Origin of the sequence: Christiangramia marina, from assembly GCF_048285865.1 — a bacterium.
In the GTDB taxonomy this organism is placed as follows: domain Bacteria; phylum Bacteroidota; class Bacteroidia; order Flavobacteriales; family Flavobacteriaceae; genus Christiangramia; species Christiangramia marina.
Map to the genome: position 1 here is coordinate 302,421 of NZ_JBLVTK010000001.1, position 17,381 is coordinate 319,801.

Here is a 17,381-nt window from a genome sequence, read left to right on the forward strand (position 1 = left end):
CTACTTGTACATGACCTTTTTCACAGCTTTAACAACATCCTCACTATTTGGTAACCATTCTTTCAAAAGAACAGGTGAATAAGGTGCAGGAGTATCTGCTGTATTAATTTTTATAATTGGAGCATCCAGGTAATCGAATGCTTTAGACTGTACCTGATAAGAAATTTCTGTAGAAATATTTCCAAAAGGCCATGATTCTTCAAGGATCACTAGTCGGTTCGTTTTCTTAACAGATTCAAGAATGACATCAATATCTAAAGGACGAATCGTTCTAAGGTCAATGATCTCACATGAAATATCATCTTCAGCTAAAGTTTCAGCTGCTTTATAGGCTTCTTTAATAATTTTTCCGAAGGAAACAATAGTTACATCAGAACCTTCACGCTTAATATCGGCTTTTCCAATTTCAATAACGTACTCATCTTCAGGAACTTCTCCTTTATCTCCATACATCTGTTCACTCTCCATAAAGATCACCGGATCGTCATCACGAATAGCAGCTTTTAAAAGCCCTTTTGCATCATAAGGATTAGAAGGAACTATCACTTTTAGTCCTGGAGTATTTGCATACCAGCTTTCAAATGCCTGAGAGTGAGTTGCACCTAACTGACCCGCAGAACCTGTAGGCCCACGAAATACAATTGGAATATTAAATTGCCCACCACTCATCTGGCGCATTTTTGCAGCGTTATTGATAATTTGATCAATCCCTACAAGTGAGAAGTTAAAGGTCATGAATTCAATAATAGGACGGTTACCATTCATGGCAGACCCAACTCCTATTCCAGAAAATCCAAGTTCAGCGATTGGAGTATCTATAACTCTATCCGGACCAAATTCGTCAAGCATACCTTTGGAAGCTTTATAGGCACCATTGTATTCAGCAACTTCTTCACCCATTAAATAGATACTGTCGTCGCGACGCATTTCTTCGCTCATCGCCTCAGCAATAGCTTCTCTAAATTGAATTGTCCTCATTATGTAAAATCTTAATTTTAATTCCTGCAGAGCAAAAATAGTAATTCATTAAGGTAAATACCATAATTGTAAGTAAAAATTTAGGGGTTGTAGTGTTCTTCGGAAATGCTTAAATCACAAATAATAGGAATCTCATTATTTTACATAGTTTTATACATATTGCGCATTAAAACATCTACAAAACCAAAAATCAACTAAAATTTGACTCATTCTTTTGGTTAAATTTATTATGCATGCATAGCTTTTTTTGATATAAAATACTTACCTTCGTCTGCGAAAACGTTTTATTAAAAAAAAGAACCTTATATATGAAAATCTTAGTTTGTATTAGTCACGTACCTGACACTACATCCAAAATCAATTTCACGGAAGGAGACACGAAGTTTGATACGAATGGTGTTCAATTTGTAATAAACCCGAATGACGAATTTGGTCTTACCAGAGCGATGTGGTTCAAAGAAAAACAAGGTGCCAGTGTTGATGTTGTAAATGTTGGTGGAGCTGAAACCGAGCCTACACTTAGAAAAGCACTTGCAATTGGAGCAGATACAGCAATTCGAGTAAATACTGCTGCAACTGATGGTTATCAGGTTGCAAAGGAACTTGCGAAAGTTGTAAAAGACGGAGGTTACGATCTTGTAATTGCCGGTAGAGAGTCTATTGATTATAATGGTGGAATGGTTCCGGGAATGTTGGCCGGAATTCTGGATGCTAATTTCATTAATAACTGTATTAGCCTTGAGATCGATGGAGACAAAGCGAAAGCTCTTCGTGAGATCGATGGCGGTAAAGAAACTTTGACGGCTTCTCTTCCTCTGGTAATTGGAGGACAGAAAGGATTGGTTGAAGAATCTGATCTTCGTATCCCGAACATGAGAGGTATTATGCAAGCGCGTAAAAAACCTCTAAATGTCGTGGAGCCTGCGGAAACTTCAGTGAAAACCGAAGTTGTGAAATTTGAGAAGCCTGCACCTAAAGGAGATGTAAAATTAATTGATCCTGATAATCTGGATGAATTGATCAACTTGCTTCACAACGAGGCAAAAGCGATCTAATCAAAATTCAGAATAAAAAAGATTCAGGAATTAAAATATTTAGAAAATGTCAGTTTTAGTATATATAGAATCAGAAGAAGGAAAACTTAAGAAAGCCTCATTCGAGGTTGCGTCTTATGCAAAGGAAGTTGCGGGTATGCTGGGTACCAGTGTTACAGCGATCACATTTAATATAGATGACGTATCAGAACTTGGAACCTACGGGGTTGACAAAGTTCTAAAAGTAAATAATGATAAGTTGAAGCATTTTAATGCTGAAGCTTATTCTGACGCCATCAAACAAGCGGCAACTCAGGAAAGCAGCAAGGTTGTAGTTCTTAGCCAGAGTGCGAACAGTAAATATTTAGCACCACTACTTGCAGTGCATTTAGAAGCAGGTTATGCATCTAATGTTGTGGCGTTGCCAGAGAGTGCAGATCCTTTTACAGTCAAAAGAACTGCTTTCACGAATAAGGCATTTAATTTCACCAAAATCGATACCGATGTGAAGGTGCTAGGAATATCCAAGAATGCTTTTGGTCTTAAAGAATCTCAAGGAGCTGCGACTGCTGAAGATTTTAGCCCGAATCTTACAGATGAAGATTTCACCGTAAATGTAGAATCTGTAGATAAGGCTACCAATAAAGTAACAATCGCCGATGCTGAAACTGTGGTTTCAGGAGGTAGAGGACTTAAAGGTCCTGAAAACTGGGGAATGATCGAAGAAATGGCAGAAATTCTTGGAGCTGCAACTGCATGTTCCAAACCAGTTAGTGATATGGGCTGGAGACCTCACAGTGAACACGTAGGTCAAACAGGTAAGCCTGTAGCATCCAATTTATACATTGCCATTGGTGTATCTGGTGCAATTCAGCATCTTGCCGGTATTAATGCTGCCAAAACCAAAGTTGTAATTAACAATGATCCTGAAGCGCCTTTCTTCAAAGCTGCAGATTACGGGGTGGTTGGAGACGCTTTTGAGATCGTACCGAAGCTAAATGAAAAATTGAGGGAATTTAAAGAGAAAAACGCATAATTTTTCTAAATTGCGACCCATAAAAGGGCTGTCTAGATCTGGTAATTTTGTCCTTATTTAGACAGCCTTTTTAATTTTTAAGAAGCATGAGTTTAGTTCGTCTGAACATTAAAGGAATATCTTACAGTCAAACACAAAACGGAGCTTACGCCCTGATCCTTAATGAGGAAGATGGTGAACGTAAGTTACCAATTGTTATTGGAGCATTTGAAGCACAATCCATTGCGATAGCATTGGAAAAAGAGATCAAACCTCCCAGACCACTTACACACGATCTTTTCAAGAACTTTTCAGATCGATTCTCGATCACGGTCAAACAGGTTATTATTCACAAACTGGTAGACGGCGTATTTTACTCCAGTCTAATTTGTGAACGTGAAGGTGTCGAAGAAGTTGTAGATGCCCGAACCAGCGATGCAATCGCGCTTGCACTAAGGTTCAACGCTCCAATTTTCACCTACAAGAACATTCTTGATAAAGCTGGAATTTTCCTGAAAGCAGACGAGAGTCAGCGTGCTAAGGAAATGAAAGATGAAGAGGAAATTATTGAAGAGGAACTTCTACGCGAAGACATTGAAGTAAAAATGGACAGCGATTCAGGTTTCAGCAAAATGTCACTGGAAGAGCTTAATGAGCTACTTGCCCAAGCTGTGAATCAGGAAGATTACGAAAAAGCCGCTCGTCTAAGGGACGAGATCTCCAAAAGAAAATAATCTAAAATGAATAAACTCTGGTGTTGCCTGTTTCTGGTCTTAATTTCTATTGCATCAGCTTCTTCTCAAACTATTTCCAAATCCTGGACTCTGGAAAATTCAGCTGAATTTCAAGAGAATTCAGTTTTTCAGGATGTTGAAGAGGTTCATTTTAATGAAGGTAGCTTCCTTTTTCTGGCAAATTCTGAACAAGACACTATTGCTTCAGGAGACTATCTTTATCAGAAGAAATTACTGGTCCTTTTTTATAACTCACCAAAAGATACTATCCAAAATCTTAGGGTAACAGGGATTAGTGATCAAAACCTAAGCATTGAAGGCAGAGATAACACCTTCGAACTTTCGGCAAAACCAAAACTGGCTGAAGATGTAATCCCGGTGAAAGCTGCGAAGCAAATGATACCGAGCCAGGGAATGTCCACCTCAAGTTTAATTAGAGGTGTACTTGGTATGCTCGTTCTACTACTCATCGCATTCCTGTTCAGTAATAACCGAAAAGCAATTAGCTGGAAGACGGTTGGTATAGGATTAGGAGCACAACTCATACTAGCTATTGGTGTATTGAAGATCACCGTAGTTCAGAAGGTATTCGAATTCGTAGGAAAAGTATTTGTGCTGATCCTTGATTTCACCGCGGCAGGAAGTGAATTCCTGTTAGGCGGAATGATGGATGTGGACAGTTTTGGATTTATATTTCTATTCCAGGTACTACCTACCATTATCTTTTTCTCAGCATTAACCTCTGTATTATTCTACCTTGGAGTGATTCAGATCGTCGTAAAGGGAATGGCCTGGGTGCTTACCAAATTAATGGGGATCTCTGGACCAGAAAGTCTGAGTGTCGCCGGGAATATTTTTCTTGGTCAGACCGAAGCTCCTTTAATGATCAAAGCCTATCTGGAACGTATGACCAGGTCTGAGATTCTATTGGTTATGATTGGTGGGATGGCTACTGTAGCCGGAGGTGTACTCGCGGCATATATTGGATTTCTTGGAGGTGATGATCCGGAATTAAGACTTCAATTTGCTAAACACCTGCTTGCTGCTTCCGTAATGGCTGCGCCTGGAGCTATCGTAATTTCGAAAATTCTGTATCCTCAACAGGAACCAGTTAATACAGATGTAGAGGTTTCTTCAGACAAAATTGGAAGTAACATTCTGGATGCCATCGCAAATGGTACTACGGAAGGTTTGAAGCTGGCGGCGAATGTTGCAGCGATGCTGCTTGTATTCATTGCATTTATTGCCATGATCAATTATATCCTGGGTTATCTAGGTGCGCTTACTACTTTGAACAGCATAATGGCAGAATATACACCATATTCAAAATTCTCACTGGAATCAATTTTAGGAATCATCTTTTCTCCTTTAATGTGGATTATAGGTGTAGCAAAAGAAGATATGATGCTAATGGGACAGCTGCTTGGAATCAAACTGGCAGCAAGTGAATTTGTTGGATATGTTCAACTGGCAGACCTTAAAAACCCTGCAAATGCATTAAGTCTCAATTACGAAAAGTCAGTCATCATGGCTACCTATATGCTCTGCGGATTCGCTAATTTTGCTTCCATAGGGATCCAAATTGGTGGAATTGGATCATTAGCTCCAGGACAACGTAAAGTTCTTTCTGAATTTGGGATGAAAGCATTAATTGGTGGAACTCTTGCTTCACTTTTGTCTGCTACAATCGCCGGAATGATCATTGGCTAACAGCCTAATTTTTAGAAAACTTTGTAATCTCATATTCTTTAGCAGCCTTAAAATGTTCTAATTTGCCGTACTCAGTAAAACTGAATATGGAAAAAGCAGCTAAGAAAAAAGGATATAGAGGACAGAATGCGGAATGGCCGCACCAGATACCATTAAAAGGATGGGTAGACATTGGTAAACGTGTTTATAAGGAAATGTCGGTAGACCACGTTCAGATTGTTGCTGCCGGTGTTGCCTTTTATTTTTTCTTATCCATTTTCCCAACCATTGTAGCAGCTATTTCTATATACAGCCTGGTTTTAGATCCCGCGCAAATACAAGAACAATTATCCAGACTTACGTTGATACTACCGGAACAGGCATATGGTATGATCACCGATATTCTCAATCCGGTCATAGAACAGGATCGTAAAGAAATTGGCTGGGGTTTGATCATTAGCATCATGGTTAGTATCTGGAGTGCAAACAAGGGAACCAGCGCATTGTTTCAGGGTGTTAATATTGCTTACGATGAAGTCGATACCCGTGGAATTATTAAAAAGAACCTACTCACTTTGCTTTTTACTTTAGCAGGTGTTGTGGTAGGCCTATTAAGTTTACTTATCGTAATATTCTTCCCGCTACTCATCAAGAACTTTGGTCTTACACCTGGTCTGGAACACATGTTGACCTGGTTACGCTGGGTGTTCCTGGGAGTCATTCTAATTGTCATGCTAAGCATGGTATATAAACTGGCTCCAAACCGAACAAATCCAAAAATGCGCTGGGTAAGCTGGGGAGCGATCCTGGGAACTATTTTCTGGTTGGGAGGCTCTATTGCATTCTCCTGGTATGTCGGGAATTTTGGTAGTTATGACGATCTCTACGGAAGCTTTGCCGCAGTAGCAATTCTAATGTTATGGTTATTTCTTACCGCTTTCATTGTTCTAATGGGTGCTGAAATTAATTCTGAAATGGAACACCAGACTAAAATCGATTCTACGATTGGTGCTGATAGACCCATGGGAAAACGGAATGCTTACCATGCAGACAGATGTGCGGTAGTTGAAGATGGTGAAGAAGAATGCTAAATTATTATAGATTGGACTGGGAATTCAGTCTATAGTTTAGCCGATTTTCTTATTTTTATTGCTCGACATTTCGCTCAATAATCTAGCTTCTTTTCATGAAACAATATCACGATCTTCTTAAACACGTACTTGAAACGGGTGCTCAAAAAGGTGACAGGACCGGCACTGGAACACAAAGCGTTTTCGGTTACCAGATGCGCTTCGATCTTAGTGAAGGCTTCCCTATGGTTACCACCAAAAAGCTTCATTTAAAATCAATCATTCACGAATTGCTGTGGTTTCTAAAAGGAGACACGAACATTGAATATCTAAAAGAAAATGGCGTAAGAATATGGAACGAGTGGGCAGATGAAAATGGTGATCTGGGTCCTGTCTATGGACATCAATGGAGAAACTGGAATAGCGAGGAGATCGACCAGATCAAGGAGATCGTAGAGACATTAAAAACAAATCCCAACAGTAGGAGAATGCTGGTTTCTGCCTGGAATCCTTCAGTGCTGCCAGATACTTCTGTTTCGTTTTCAGAAAACGTAGCAAATGGAAAGGCTGCTTTACCTCCATGTCATGCATTCTTCCAGTTTTATGTGGCAGACGGTAAATTATCCTGCCAGTTATACCAGAGAAGTGCAGATATTTTTTTAGGAGTTCCATTTAATATTGCCTCTTATGCCTTACTCACTATGATGATGGCTCAGGTGTGTGGGTATGAGGCTGGTGACTTTATCCATACTTTTGGTGATGCTCATATCTACAGTAACCATATGGAACAAGTGGAACTTCAGCTAAGCAGAGAACCCAGAGAACTTCCTCAAATGAAACTAAATCCTGAAATAAAAAACATCTTTGATTTCACGTTTGATGATTTCAGTTTAGAAAACTATGATCCACATCCGGCAATCAAAGGGAAAGTAGCAGTTTAATAAGCAGAATTTTTTCCAGTCCATCGTGGCGGGATAATTGCACTTTATAGAATGAACCAAAATTGAGAATATGAAAAATATATTTCTATTAGTATTGTTATTTATAGGATTTGGAGCCTTCGCTCAAGACGATGTATCGGTAAAAGGAAATAAAGTTTCCATGAAAGAGACTGCGCCTGTCTGGCCAGGTTGCGAAGCAAGTGAAGATACAAAGGCCTGTTTCAATTCCATGTTAATGAAACATATCAAGGAGAACTACAAGTATCCAAAGAACGAAAATGGCGAATACATTAGAGGAAAAGCAACAATTTCATTAGTTGTAAACGAAGAAGGAAAAGTGGTGGTCAAAGAAGTTACGGGCAAGCATCCAAAGATTAATAAGGAAGCAAAAAGAATGATCGAAGCGATACCAGAGATGGTACCAGGACAGCTGGCTGGAAAGCCTAGAGCGATTAGTTACAAAATCCCCTTAACTTTCTAAATGAAATTCATTAGTTTTTTAAGTTTACTGTTTTTATTTTCACACCCTATTCAATCTCAAAATTCTGAAATAGTTGCATGGGATGAAGTGGAAAAAACTCCAGTTTTTGTGGGTTGCTCAGAATCTGGAAATATTAGTACGTGTTCTAAGAAAGCATTTATTGATTTTGTGATCAATCAATTTAATCAAGAATTGATTTCAGAATCTGAGTCTGCTTATACCTTAAACTTTAGGATCATTATTGGTACAGATGGCAAATTGCGCTGGTCATCTGTAAAAGGTAATAATGACGAGATAGAATTGGAAGGACGCAGGATCTTGTCCATTTTACCCGCCTATAGCCCAGGATTGGTAAATGATCAGCCGGTAAATGTTATGGTTTCGTACAGGATTGAATTGGAAAAACAAAATGAGATCTCTAATGTAAGATCTGTAGATATCCCGCCAATACCTCGTGATTGTGAGAATAATGATGATAAAAGAACTTGTTTAGCTGAAAACATTTCACGTTACGTCAATAGATCATTCAATACTGATATTCTGAGATCAAAGAAAAAAGGAAACTCAATATTTCGAACTACAGTGAATTTTGTTATTAGCGAGCAAGGCAAAATTGTTGATATAACAGCAGATGGAGAAAATGAAGTATTCAACCAGGAAGCAATTCGAGTAGTAAGTACTATTCCTTCCATGCGACCGGCAATACTGAATGACAAACCTGTAGCGGTGTCATATAGTCTGCCAGTTGTAGTCGGAATTTCAAACATTTAACACTTTAACTCGACCTTAACGAGTTACTTGTATACTCATTTTGAAAAAATTGTAAATTTGAGTGATACCAAAAAGTATCGTTCATTTTTATGTTGTCACAATCCGAACTACTACACCTTTTCAAAGAAACCCGAAAAGATTCAGAAAATATTTGCTCCTTCCTGGAAACTGAAGATTACGTTGTACAACCCATCGTAGATGTTTCACCTCCTAAATGGCATTTAGGGCATACCACCTGGTTCTTTGAAGAATTTGTTCTAAAAAAATACGCTGAAGACCATACGCTATTCGATGAGAATACTGCATTTGTTTTTAATAGCTATTATGAAAGTGTTGGTGAAAAAGTAGTTCGAACAGACAGGGGAAACCTTTCACGACCAACTGTTGCGTGGATCTATAAATACCGAGAATACGTTACGACCGAAATTATCCGGCTACTGAAAAATAATACGCTTTCGAACGAAGCTTTAGATGTTATGGAAATTGGCTGTCATCATGAAAAACAGCATCAGGAACTGTTGTATGCAGATATCAAGTATATTCTAGGAAACAATCCTTTGATGCCTGAATACAACCAGCAGTTTGAAGAAAATCCTGTTCAGGATTTTGAAAGAGAATGGGTGGATGTTACTGAAGGTATCTATGAAATTGGTCATACTTCAGAAGATTTCTGCTACGACAATGAATTGGGAGTTCATAAAATTTATCTACACGACTTTAGTATATCTAACAAACTCGTAACGAATTCAGAATACATGGAATTTGTTGAAGCTGGTGGATATGATGATGTTCTTTTATGGCACGCTGAAGCCTGGGATTGGGTAAACACTAATGAAATTAAAACACCATTTTACTGGCATAAGGTCGAGAACAAATGGCATCAATATACATTGGGAGGATTAAAACCTTTGAATCCTGATGCTCCAGTTACCCATATTAGTTACTATGAAGCTTTCGCTTATGCACAATGGAAAGGTATGAGATTACCAACCGAGCAGGAATGGGAAATTGCTCAAAAACATTTCGACTGGGGAAGCAGATGGGAATGGACTGAAAGCGCCTATTCTCCATATCCAAATTACCAGAAGGCAGACGGCGCTCTTGGAGAATACAATGGAAAATTCATGGTAAACCAGAAAGTTCTTCGGGGAGCTTCAGTCGCTACTTCCAGCAAGCATAGCCGTTATACTTATAGAAATTTCTTCCATCCACAATTAAGATGGCAGTTTACGGGCTTCAGACTCGTTAAATAATATTATATGAAAAATCAATCTGCAACCATGTTCGAATCTGTCTTTGCTGAAGACACGCATAAAGGACTTACCAGCTATCCAAAATTTTTGCATTCCAAATATATCTACGATAAAAAAGGAGACAAATTATTTCAGGAGATCATGGCGATGCCTGAATATTACCTTACCAGCTGTGAGTTTGATATTTTGAAACAAAACAAGACTGATATTGCTAAAATATTCAGTAGTGAGAACAGTTTTGATCTTATTGAACTTGGAGCAGGAGACGGTAAAAAGACCAAGCTTCTTCTCAAGGAACTGGTGGACAAAAATTATAAGTTCAACTATTTACCTGTAGATATTAGTCAGAATGTGCTAGATGAACTTGAAAATGCGTTAAAGGATGAAATTCCGCAAGTATCTGTCAAAACTCAACAAGGTACCTATTTTGAGACGCTGGAGAAACTTGCAGAGTATAATTCAAGGAAAAAAGTCATCCTTGTTCTGGGTAGTAATATTGGTAATCTTTCGCATAGCGAAGCCGTAGATTTTCTTCGGAATATTGCTGTAGCGATGAGCGATGATGATATGTTATTTATGGGTTTTGATCAAAAGAAGGACCCACAAATTATCATGAATGCTTATAATGATCCAGCCGGGATTACAGAAAGATTCAATAAAAACTTGCTGGTAAGAATTAACCACGAACTGGGCGGTGAATTCGAACTAGAAAAATTCAAACACTGGGAGACCTATGATCCAGAAACTGGTACTGCCCGCAGTTTCTTGGTGAGCAAGGAAGAGCAAAGAGTTAAGATTCATAGGCTTGAACTAGAAGTGAAATTCGATGCATGGGAGAGCATACATACCGAGATTTCTCAAAAATATGATGATGCAATCGTAAGCTGGTTAGCAGATGAAGCCGGCTTGTTAGTGGAGCGTAATTTTGCAGATTCAAATAACTGCTTTAAAAATTATATCTTTAGAAGGAAATAAATTTACTGAACTATGAAAGCTATTTGGAAAGGCACCGTAATCGCAGAAAGTTCCGAAACGAGGATCGTTGAGAACAATCATTACTTTCCTCCTGAAGATATTAAGGATAAGTTCTTTAAGCCAAGTGAGTTCACCACACGATGCCCATGGAAAGGCAAAGCTTCCTACTATGACATAGAGGTAGATGGTGAAAAAAATGAAGATGCAGCATGGTTCTACCCAGAGGCAAGTCACGCGGCCAAACCAATTGAAAATTATGTAGCCTTCTGGAAGGGTGTTCAGGTTATTGAATAGTTTCTATACGCTCACTACACTATTATCATCTCCCGCGAAATCATTCCACTTGTAGGCATCTGCAGCTGGATCGTTTTGCCACTGCCCATCTACAAGATATCTGAATTCGTATGCTTTATCTACTGGTAAATTGAGCTGAGTCTTGAAATTACCATTTTTATACTTCTTCAATTTTGCTGGCTTCCAATCATTGAACTCACCCACTAATTCTACCTGGTCTGCTTCTTTCGCAGGAAGGTTAAAAGTGATCTTACATTCCGGTTTGGACTTCAAGTATTGCTTGCTAATTGGCATATTTTTAATTTATTGATTGACTCTTCAAATTAAATTAAAATATGCTTGTAAACCAATACATATCAGCGATCTACATCATTTTTACAGAATTACTAATTTTAGTTATTTAAAGAGATAATTCTTTATTCCGAAAACGGTTTAGGATATAAAAATATTGATTATCTGTAGAATTTTAAGATTAAATCCCGAGTACAGCAAACAGTTTATTCAGTTCTTTCTCAGAATTGAAATAGTGTAAACTAATTCGAATTCCGTTTCCTCTCATAGATGTGATAATATCTTCTGATCTCAGTTTATGAAATAGTTTTTCATCACCCGCGATATTAAATAAGGATGAATAGATCTCTCTCTCTGCAACCCATTTTTCTAGTAAACCAGCCGATTTAAACCGTTCCCGGGCTATAAGCTTCAGCTTGGAAATCTGACCTTCAATAGGATCCCAACCAATCTTCTGAATAATTTCAATCGCAGTTTTTAAGCTTCCGAAGTTGAGTGTATCATAATGACCCGGTTCGAACTTCCCAAGAAAATTTCCCTCATGTTCTTTGTACTTTCCTTGCAGCGAACCGAAACCAAGATGTTTAGGATTCAGTCTTCCTTCTACACGATCGCTAAATAGCATAAAGCCATTACCGTAACCCGCATTCATCCATTTGTAGCAACTGGAGATCGCAATATCCAATCCGCTACTTTCAAAATCATAGGCCTCGGTTCCAAAATATTGAGTTCCGTCGCCAATAAGTAGAAGATCCGGGAATTGCTGTTTTATATCATTTATAAAATTTGAACTCAGTTGCACCCCATTTATGTACTGCACAATACTAAAAGCAAATATGTTGGGTTTATTTTTTTTGATGGCTTCGAGAATATTATTTTCCAGATCTTTATCCAGGTTTGCATAACAGACCTGAAAATCCCTGGATTCCACCGGCCAGTTGATCGAAGGATAATCGTCCTTAATTAGTAGAATTTTGGAACCCGAGTCGATTCCTCCCAGGATACTATTAAATCCATAAGAGAAATTTGGAATTAAAGCCACTCGATTTGGTGCGCAATGATATAAAGAACCTATACTTTCCCTTACTCCCGTAAGCATCTCTCCCATTTTTTCCTTTAAAACACTTGCTTTTAAAAAAAAATCCATGTCATGATCCTGCCTGAATTCCCATACTTTTTCGGGAAGTAAACCGCAAGCAGCGGTATTGAAGTATGTATATTGCTGAAGTACAGGAAAGCCTTTTCTTAAATTATCCATAAGCTATTGGAAGTTCTTTTGATAAAAATGTAAATTTGAAACTACACTAAGGTACTTTTTATTATGTTTTCCAAAAAGAAAAACGAATCCAAAATAGATTATGAACAACGGGAGCTCTATGAGAATGCAAGGCAGAGAGCAAGACAGAAAAAAAGACTATTCCGGCATTTTGTAATATTCCTAATTGGTGCCGCTTTTCTTATTGTTTTGAATGTGGTCGTGGGTTACCAGGAAGATTTTAAACCCCTTGGATATAACTGGTTCGTGTGGGCCGTTCTATTATGGACCCTGTTATTCCTGATCCACTTCTTCAATGTCTTTATCATTAATAGCTTTATGGGTAAGGATTGGGAAGCAAAACAGGTAGACAGACTGGTTAAGAAGCAACAAGAGAAAATTGCTCAACTTCAAAGCAAAGTAGAGAAAGACCATCCACTACCTGATCGTTCCACCGACGCCAAGAATACAGAACCAGATTTCCAGAACAGAATTACCCCTGGAAATCCAGACCGACCAATAAATAGTTAAATATGATCACAATAATTGCTGCGGCAGCAGAAAACAATGCGCTAGGCAAGGATAACGATCTTGTATGGCATCTTCCAGACGATTTTAAAAGATTTAAACGACTTACCTCCGGGCATCATATTATTATGGGTCGTAAAACTTTTGAGTCTTTCCCGAAATTACTTCCAGACAGAACGCACGTGATCATTACCCGAAAGGAAGATTACTCTCCTGAAAACACTATTGTCGTACATTCAATGGAAGAGGCATTAAAAGTTTCCAAACTGGATGATGAGGCTTTTATAATTGGAGGCGGCGAAATTTACAAAATGGGAATGGAACATGCGGATAGAATCGAACTGACCCGAGTTCATGGTGAGTTTGAAGCCGACACCCATTTTCCGGAAATAGATAAAAGTGAATGGGAAATAGTCAAAGATCAGTTTCATGATAAAGATGAAAAACACGACTATTCGTTTACCTATCTAACCTATGAGAGAAAGCAGAAAAAATCTCATTGAGAGGATTGCTGAAAAACACAGCTTAAATCTCCAGGGTTTTAAGCCACTTACTGGTGGAGATATCAATGAGGTCTATAAATTAGAATGCAAGGATCAAACACTGGTTCTTAAAGCTAACTCTGCTTTAAAATTTCCCGAGATGTTCGAAGCAGAAAAAAAGGGACTGGAATTACTTGCTGGCTCTGGAGTTATACGAATTCCCAAAGTCTTCGAAACTGCTACTCTTGATGATCATTCCTACCTGTTATTAGAATTTATCCCATCAGGTACTAAAAACTCTGATTTCTGGCGGGTCTTCGGAAGCCAACTAGCACAATTACATTCTGTGCAAACTGATCAATTTGGTCTCAATCATGATAATTACCTGGGCAGTCTTCCGCAGCAAAACTCCTATCGTACTGATGCTATTCATTTTTATACTGAAATGCGTCTGGAACCTCAACTGAAGTTGGCAAGAGAGAAAGGTCACAATCTACCTGATGCATCTATTCTTTTCAAAAATTGTGAATCCATTATTCCGAAGGAAAAAGCCTCGTTGATCCACGGGGATCTGTGGGGTGGTAATTACCTGGTTGATGCGAATGGCCGTCCCTGCATTATCGACCCTGCGGTAACATATGCACCAAGAGAGATGGATATTGCAATGACCAGGCTATTTGGTGGTTTTGACAATCAAATGATTTCATCTTATCAAGATTACTTTCCTCTGGAAAATGACTGGGAGGAAAGAATAGAGCTCTGGCAATTATACTATTTGCTTATGCATTTAAATGTTTTTGGAGCTAGCTATAAGTCACAAGTCACAGAGATTATCCAGAAATACTCCTGATTTTACATTTCTTAACAAGACTAGGCTCTTTTTTAGCAGTTCCTTAGCTCAGCTTCATTAGTATCTAAAGTATCTTCCACTCAAAATAAAATTACTATGAGTACTAAGAATTTATACGACGATAAAGCAAGAGAAAAAATTAAGGAACTAGCAGAAAATGTGGATTTTTGCATGCTGGTTACGAATGTGGATGAGAAACCATTAAGCGCAATTCCTATGTCTACTAAAGAAGTAGATGATCATGGAGCAGTATGGTTTTTAAGCAAAAATGATAGCGATCATAATCGTGATATCGAAAAAGATAAAGATGTGCAATTACTATACAGCGGAACTTCAGACATGGAGTTTCTCAGTGTATACGGTGAAGCATTTATCGAGACCAATAGAGAGGTGATCAAGGAGTTATATTCAAAAGCAGATAACGCATGGTTTGATGGTGAAGATGATCCAAGTATTACCGCAATCAAAGTGAACCCAAAGGAAGCTTATTACTGGGATAACAAGGATAGCAAAATGGTGACCTTATTCAAGTTAGGAATGGCAGCAGTTACTGGCGACAAACAGGATATTGGCGAAAAAGGAAAGCTAAATGTATAGTTGATTAGCTTTAAGATTTTAGATAAGACCTCATAGCGAAACTTCGTTATGAGGTCTTTCTATTTATCCTTATTTTTGTTAGCCTAAACAATCTTTATGAAAGCATACGTATTTCCAGGTCAGGGAGCACAATTCTCCGGAATGGGATTAGACCTTTATGAAAAGTCCCCGCAAGCGCAAGAACTATTTGAACAAGCTAATGATATCCTCGGATTTTCGATTACCGATATTATGTTCGAAGGTTCGGCTGAAGACCTGAAACAAACGAAAGTTACACAACCTGCAATATTTATACATTCTGTAATTCTTAGCAAAGTTCTTGGTGAATCTTTCAAACCAGATATGGTTGCCGGTCACTCTCTTGGAGAGTTTTCTGCACTTGTCGCGAATAAAGTTCTAAGCTTTGAGGACGGATTGAAACTGGTTTCTCAACGTGCCGAGGCGATGCAAAAAGCCTGTGAACTGGAACCATCCACTATGGCTGCTGTCCTGGGAATGGAAGATGAAATGGTGGAATCTATTTGTGCGGAAACTGAAGGAACTGTGGTCGCTGCAAATTATAATTGCCCGGGCCAGTTAGTAATTTCTGGAGCATATCCTGCAGTTGAAAAAGCATGTGAAAACTTAAAAGAGAGAGGAGCTAAACGCGCATTAATTCTTCCGGTTGGTGGAGCATTTCACTCGCCTCTTATGGAACCTGCGCGCAAGGATCTAGCTGAAGCTATAGAGAACACAGAGTTCTCCAAGCCTATTTGCCCTATCTACCAGAATGTAAGCACATTTGCGGTGAACGATTCTTCAGAGATCAAAAAAAACCTCGTATTTCAATTGACTGCTCCAGTCAAATGGACACAGTCGGTTCAAAATATGATCAATGATGGAGCTAGTGAATTTATTGAAGTTGGTCCTGGAAAAGTTTTACAGGGATTAGTAAAAAAGATCAATAGAAGTATGACTACATCTTCTGCAGTAATAGAATAAAATACGATAGTTGGTTTTAAAAAAAGCCCGATCTCAATCGATCGGGCTTTTTTTTTCTCTAATTAAGCTAGACAGGATTTAAAAACGCGTAGTATCAAAATTACACTTTCATTTCTACTATTACCTTTATTCCTGCTTGTACACCTTTCCTTCTTTCATCACAAATACCACTTCTTTGAGGGTGGAAACATTCTGAGTAGGATCCTCGTTTACCGCGATAATATCAGCATAAAATCCTGGTGCTATTTGTCCGCTCTCATTTTCCATATTAAAAACTTTCGCAGGAGTGATGGTCGCTGAAATAATCGCGTCCATGACTGGCATTCCGGCTTCGGTCATATATTCGAATTCACGAGCATTTTCTCCATGTTTGAAAACACCTGCATCTGTACCAAACAATATTGGCACTCCCCTCTTATAGGCTTTAGCAAAAGTATTCTGAATTTTAGGTCCAATCTCCTTAGCTTTTGGAACTACAAGTTCCGGGTAATAGCCTTCGATTTGCGCATTTTCAGTTACTTCCTTTCCAGCGGTGATGGTGGGAACGAGGTATGCATTCATCTGCTTCATAAGGTCCATGGTTTCTTCACTCATTAAAGTACCATGTTCGATGGTTTTCACTCCTGCTCTAACAGCCCGCTGCATTCCCTCATCTCCGTGGGCATGTGCAGCAACATGAAAGCCGTAATCTTTAGCGGTCTTTACTATTTCTTCGATCTCTTCAGTAAAAAACTGCGGATTCGAACTACTCTTCGCAACACTAAGAACTCCTCCGGTAGCAGTAATCTTGATAAGATCTGCTCCATTCTTATAGCGTTGGCGAACTGCCTTTCTTGCATCCTCCAGACTATTCACTACACCATCCTTCGGTCCAGGATCTCCCATTAATTCAGCATTAACTCCATTAGTGGGATCTGCATGACCTCCAGTTGTCGCAAGACTTTTGCCGGCCGTGAAAATTCTTGGACCAGCTATTTTTCCCTTATTTATGGCATTCCGAAGAGAGATATTTATACCAGAACCTCCAAGATCCCGAACGGCAGTAAAACCAGCCATCAGTGTTTTTTCAGCAAAACCTACAGAGTTGAAGGCATTATCAGCCGGGTTATTTGTAAAGCTTTCTATATACTCACCAGGACTGGACTCTCCCTCCATATGTACA

20 protein-coding genes are annotated in these 17,381 nt (G+C 38.7%); 16 read left to right on the top strand and 4 right to left on the bottom strand.

The annotated features are described in order from the left end of the window. Window positions 1-978 (bottom strand): pyruvate dehydrogenase complex E1 component subunit beta, encoded by a 978-nt coding sequence (locus ACNKXS_RS01345; RefSeq protein WP_299154658.1) that lies wholly within the window; start codon window positions 976-978, stop codon window positions 1-3. A 308-nt stretch (window positions 979-1,286) separates the two neighbouring features. On the opposite strand from ACNKXS_RS01345, the gene ACNKXS_RS01350 reads away from it, so the two are divergent. The 11 genes from ACNKXS_RS01350 to ACNKXS_RS01400 all read left to right on the top strand — a co-directional run bounded on the left by ACNKXS_RS01350 (window position 1,287) and on the right by ACNKXS_RS01400 (window position 11,235). Continuing rightward, on the top strand, window positions 1,287-2,033 hold the full coding sequence (locus ACNKXS_RS01350) for an electron transfer flavoprotein subunit beta/FixA family protein (RefSeq protein WP_417919310.1): 747 nt from the start codon (window positions 1,287-1,289) through the stop codon (window positions 2,031-2,033). Window positions 2,034-2,079: 46 nt separating this feature from the next. Continuing rightward, window positions 2,080-3,048 carry an electron transfer flavoprotein subunit alpha/FixB family protein gene (locus tag ACNKXS_RS01355; RefSeq protein ID WP_417919311.1) on the top strand — a complete coding sequence of 323 codons (969 nt, stop codon included), beginning with the start codon at window positions 2,080-2,082 and terminating at the stop codon, window positions 3,046-3,048. 86 nt (window positions 3,049-3,134) lie between these two features. After that, entirely contained in the window at window positions 3,135-3,761 is a 627-nt protein-coding gene (locus ACNKXS_RS01360) for a bifunctional nuclease family protein (RefSeq protein WP_295181568.1), read from the top strand. Between the two features lie 6 nt (window positions 3,762-3,767). Further along, window positions 3,768-5,471 (top strand): NupC/NupG family nucleoside CNT transporter, encoded by a 1,704-nt coding sequence (locus ACNKXS_RS01365; protein WP_417919312.1) that lies wholly within the window; start codon window positions 3,768-3,770, stop codon window positions 5,469-5,471. An 86-nt stretch (window positions 5,472-5,557) separates the two neighbouring features. Continuing rightward, a complete protein-coding gene (locus ACNKXS_RS01370; protein ID WP_417919313.1) occupies window positions 5,558-6,541 on the top strand; it encodes a YihY/virulence factor BrkB family protein in 984 nt (327 codons plus the stop codon). A 95-nt stretch (window positions 6,542-6,636) separates the two neighbouring features. Next, window positions 6,637-7,461, top strand: coding sequence for a thymidylate synthase (locus ACNKXS_RS01375; protein ID WP_417919314.1), 825 nt, complete (start codon window positions 6,637-6,639; stop codon window positions 7,459-7,461). A gap of 70 nt (window positions 7,462-7,531) precedes the next feature. Further along, window positions 7,532-7,942, top strand: a complete 411-nt coding sequence (locus tag ACNKXS_RS01380) for an energy transducer TonB (RefSeq protein WP_417919315.1) — start codon at window positions 7,532-7,534, stop codon at window positions 7,940-7,942. Continuing rightward, window positions 7,943-8,713, top strand: a complete 771-nt coding sequence (locus tag ACNKXS_RS01385) for an energy transducer TonB (RefSeq protein WP_417919316.1) — start codon at window positions 7,943-7,945, stop codon at window positions 8,711-8,713. It abuts the gene before it with no gap. Between the two features lie 89 nt (window positions 8,714-8,802). After that, window positions 8,803-9,966, top strand: a complete 1,164-nt coding sequence (gene egtB, locus ACNKXS_RS01390) for an ergothioneine biosynthesis protein EgtB (RefSeq protein ID WP_417919317.1) — start codon at window positions 8,803-8,805, stop codon at window positions 9,964-9,966. 6 nt (window positions 9,967-9,972) lie between these two features. Beyond that, complete coding sequence (locus ACNKXS_RS01395; RefSeq protein WP_417919318.1) at window positions 9,973-10,941, top strand: L-histidine N(alpha)-methyltransferase; 969 nt, start codon at window positions 9,973-9,975, stop codon at window positions 10,939-10,941. A gap of 12 nt (window positions 10,942-10,953) precedes the next feature. Then, window positions 10,954-11,235 (top strand): DUF427 domain-containing protein, encoded by a 282-nt coding sequence (locus tag ACNKXS_RS01400; protein ID WP_295180909.1) that lies wholly within the window; start codon window positions 10,954-10,956, stop codon window positions 11,233-11,235. Window positions 11,236-11,238: 3 nt separating this feature from the next. Here ACNKXS_RS01400 and ACNKXS_RS01405 read toward each other — a convergent pair whose 3' ends face one another. Both ACNKXS_RS01405 and ACNKXS_RS01410 read right to left on the bottom strand, forming a co-directional pair. Further along, complete coding sequence (locus tag ACNKXS_RS01405) at window positions 11,239-11,529, bottom strand: isoamylase early set domain-containing protein (RefSeq protein ID WP_141878628.1); 291 nt, start codon at window positions 11,527-11,529, stop codon at window positions 11,239-11,241. A 178-nt stretch (window positions 11,530-11,707) separates the two neighbouring features. Continuing rightward, a complete protein-coding gene (locus ACNKXS_RS01410; RefSeq protein ID WP_417919319.1) occupies window positions 11,708-12,784 on the bottom strand; it encodes an aminotransferase class V-fold PLP-dependent enzyme in 1,077 nt (358 codons plus the stop codon). A 63-nt stretch (window positions 12,785-12,847) separates the two neighbouring features. Between ACNKXS_RS01410 and ACNKXS_RS01415 the strand changes: the two genes are divergently transcribed. The 5 genes from ACNKXS_RS01415 (at window position 12,848) to fabD (ending at window position 16,219) form a co-directional block, all read left to right on the top strand. Next, window positions 12,848-13,312: a 2TM domain-containing protein gene (locus tag ACNKXS_RS01415; protein ID WP_417919320.1), complete on the top strand. Its 465-nt coding sequence runs from the start codon at window positions 12,848-12,850 to the stop codon at window positions 13,310-13,312. Window positions 13,313-13,314: 2 nt separating this feature from the next. Then, on the top strand, window positions 13,315-13,812 hold the full coding sequence (locus ACNKXS_RS01420) for a dihydrofolate reductase (protein ID WP_417919321.1): 498 nt from the start codon (window positions 13,315-13,317) through the stop codon (window positions 13,810-13,812). After that, window positions 13,784-14,641 carry a fructosamine kinase family protein gene (locus ACNKXS_RS01425; RefSeq protein WP_417919322.1) on the top strand — a complete coding sequence of 286 codons (858 nt, stop codon included), beginning with the start codon at window positions 13,784-13,786 and terminating at the stop codon, window positions 14,639-14,641. Before ACNKXS_RS01420 ends, ACNKXS_RS01425 begins: the two co-directional genes overlap by 29 nt. A gap of 96 nt (window positions 14,642-14,737) precedes the next feature. After that, window positions 14,738-15,238, top strand: coding sequence for a pyridoxamine 5'-phosphate oxidase family protein (locus tag ACNKXS_RS01430; RefSeq protein WP_417919323.1), 501 nt, complete (start codon window positions 14,738-14,740; stop codon window positions 15,236-15,238). A 96-nt stretch (window positions 15,239-15,334) separates the two neighbouring features. Continuing rightward, the gene (gene fabD / locus ACNKXS_RS01435) at window positions 15,335-16,219 is read left to right on the top strand and encodes an ACP S-malonyltransferase (protein WP_417919324.1); all 885 of its coding nucleotides are present in this window, start codon (window positions 15,335-15,337) and stop codon (window positions 16,217-16,219) included. Window positions 16,220-16,345: 126 nt separating this feature from the next. On the opposite strand, the gene ACNKXS_RS01440 is transcribed toward fabD, so the two are convergent. Further along, a partial coding sequence (locus ACNKXS_RS01440) for a metal-dependent hydrolase family protein (protein ID WP_417919325.1) occupies window positions 16,346-17,381 on the bottom strand: 1,036 nt, incomplete at its 5' end.

Excerpts from the sequence above, each read along its gene's own strand:
- ACNKXS_RS01345 (WP_299154658.1), bottom strand. The coding sequence starts at position 978 with ATGAGGACAATTCAATTTAGAGAAGCTATTGCTGAGGCGATGAGCGAA.
- ACNKXS_RS01350 (WP_417919310.1), top strand. The coding sequence starts at position 1,287 with ATGAAAATCTTAGTTTGTATTAGTCACGTACCTGACACTACATCCAAA.
- ACNKXS_RS01355 (WP_417919311.1), top strand. The coding sequence starts at position 2,080 with ATGTCAGTTTTAGTATATATAGAATCAGAAGAAGGAAAACTTAAGAAA.
- ACNKXS_RS01360 (WP_295181568.1), top strand. The coding sequence starts at position 3,135 with ATGAGTTTAGTTCGTCTGAACATTAAAGGAATATCTTACAGTCAAACA.
- ACNKXS_RS01365 (WP_417919312.1), top strand. The coding sequence starts at position 3,768 with ATGAATAAACTCTGGTGTTGCCTGTTTCTGGTCTTAATTTCTATTGCA.
- ACNKXS_RS01370 (WP_417919313.1), top strand. The coding sequence starts at position 5,558 with ATGGAAAAAGCAGCTAAGAAAAAAGGATATAGAGGACAGAATGCGGAA.
- ACNKXS_RS01375 (WP_417919314.1), top strand. The coding sequence starts at position 6,637 with ATGAAACAATATCACGATCTTCTTAAACACGTACTTGAAACGGGTGCT.
- ACNKXS_RS01380 (WP_417919315.1), top strand. The coding sequence starts at position 7,532 with ATGAAAAATATATTTCTATTAGTATTGTTATTTATAGGATTTGGAGCC.
- ACNKXS_RS01385 (WP_417919316.1), top strand. The coding sequence starts at position 7,943 with ATGAAATTCATTAGTTTTTTAAGTTTACTGTTTTTATTTTCACACCCT.
- egtB (WP_417919317.1), top strand. The coding sequence starts at position 8,803 with ATGTTGTCACAATCCGAACTACTACACCTTTTCAAAGAAACCCGAAAA.
- ACNKXS_RS01395 (WP_417919318.1), top strand. The coding sequence starts at position 9,973 with ATGAAAAATCAATCTGCAACCATGTTCGAATCTGTCTTTGCTGAAGAC.
- ACNKXS_RS01400 (WP_295180909.1), top strand. The coding sequence starts at position 10,954 with ATGAAAGCTATTTGGAAAGGCACCGTAATCGCAGAAAGTTCCGAAACG.
- ACNKXS_RS01405 (WP_141878628.1), bottom strand. The coding sequence starts at position 11,529 with ATGCCAATTAGCAAGCAATACTTGAAGTCCAAACCGGAATGTAAGATC.
- ACNKXS_RS01410 (WP_417919319.1), bottom strand. The coding sequence starts at position 12,784 with ATGGATAATTTAAGAAAAGGCTTTCCTGTACTTCAGCAATATACATAC.
- ACNKXS_RS01415 (WP_417919320.1), top strand. The coding sequence starts at position 12,848 with ATGTTTTCCAAAAAGAAAAACGAATCCAAAATAGATTATGAACAACGG.
- ACNKXS_RS01420 (WP_417919321.1), top strand. The coding sequence starts at position 13,315 with ATGATCACAATAATTGCTGCGGCAGCAGAAAACAATGCGCTAGGCAAG.
- ACNKXS_RS01425 (WP_417919322.1), top strand. The coding sequence starts at position 13,784 with ATGAGAGAAAGCAGAAAAAATCTCATTGAGAGGATTGCTGAAAAACAC.
- ACNKXS_RS01430 (WP_417919323.1), top strand. The coding sequence starts at position 14,738 with ATGAGTACTAAGAATTTATACGACGATAAAGCAAGAGAAAAAATTAAG.
- fabD (WP_417919324.1), top strand. The coding sequence starts at position 15,335 with ATGAAAGCATACGTATTTCCAGGTCAGGGAGCACAATTCTCCGGAATG.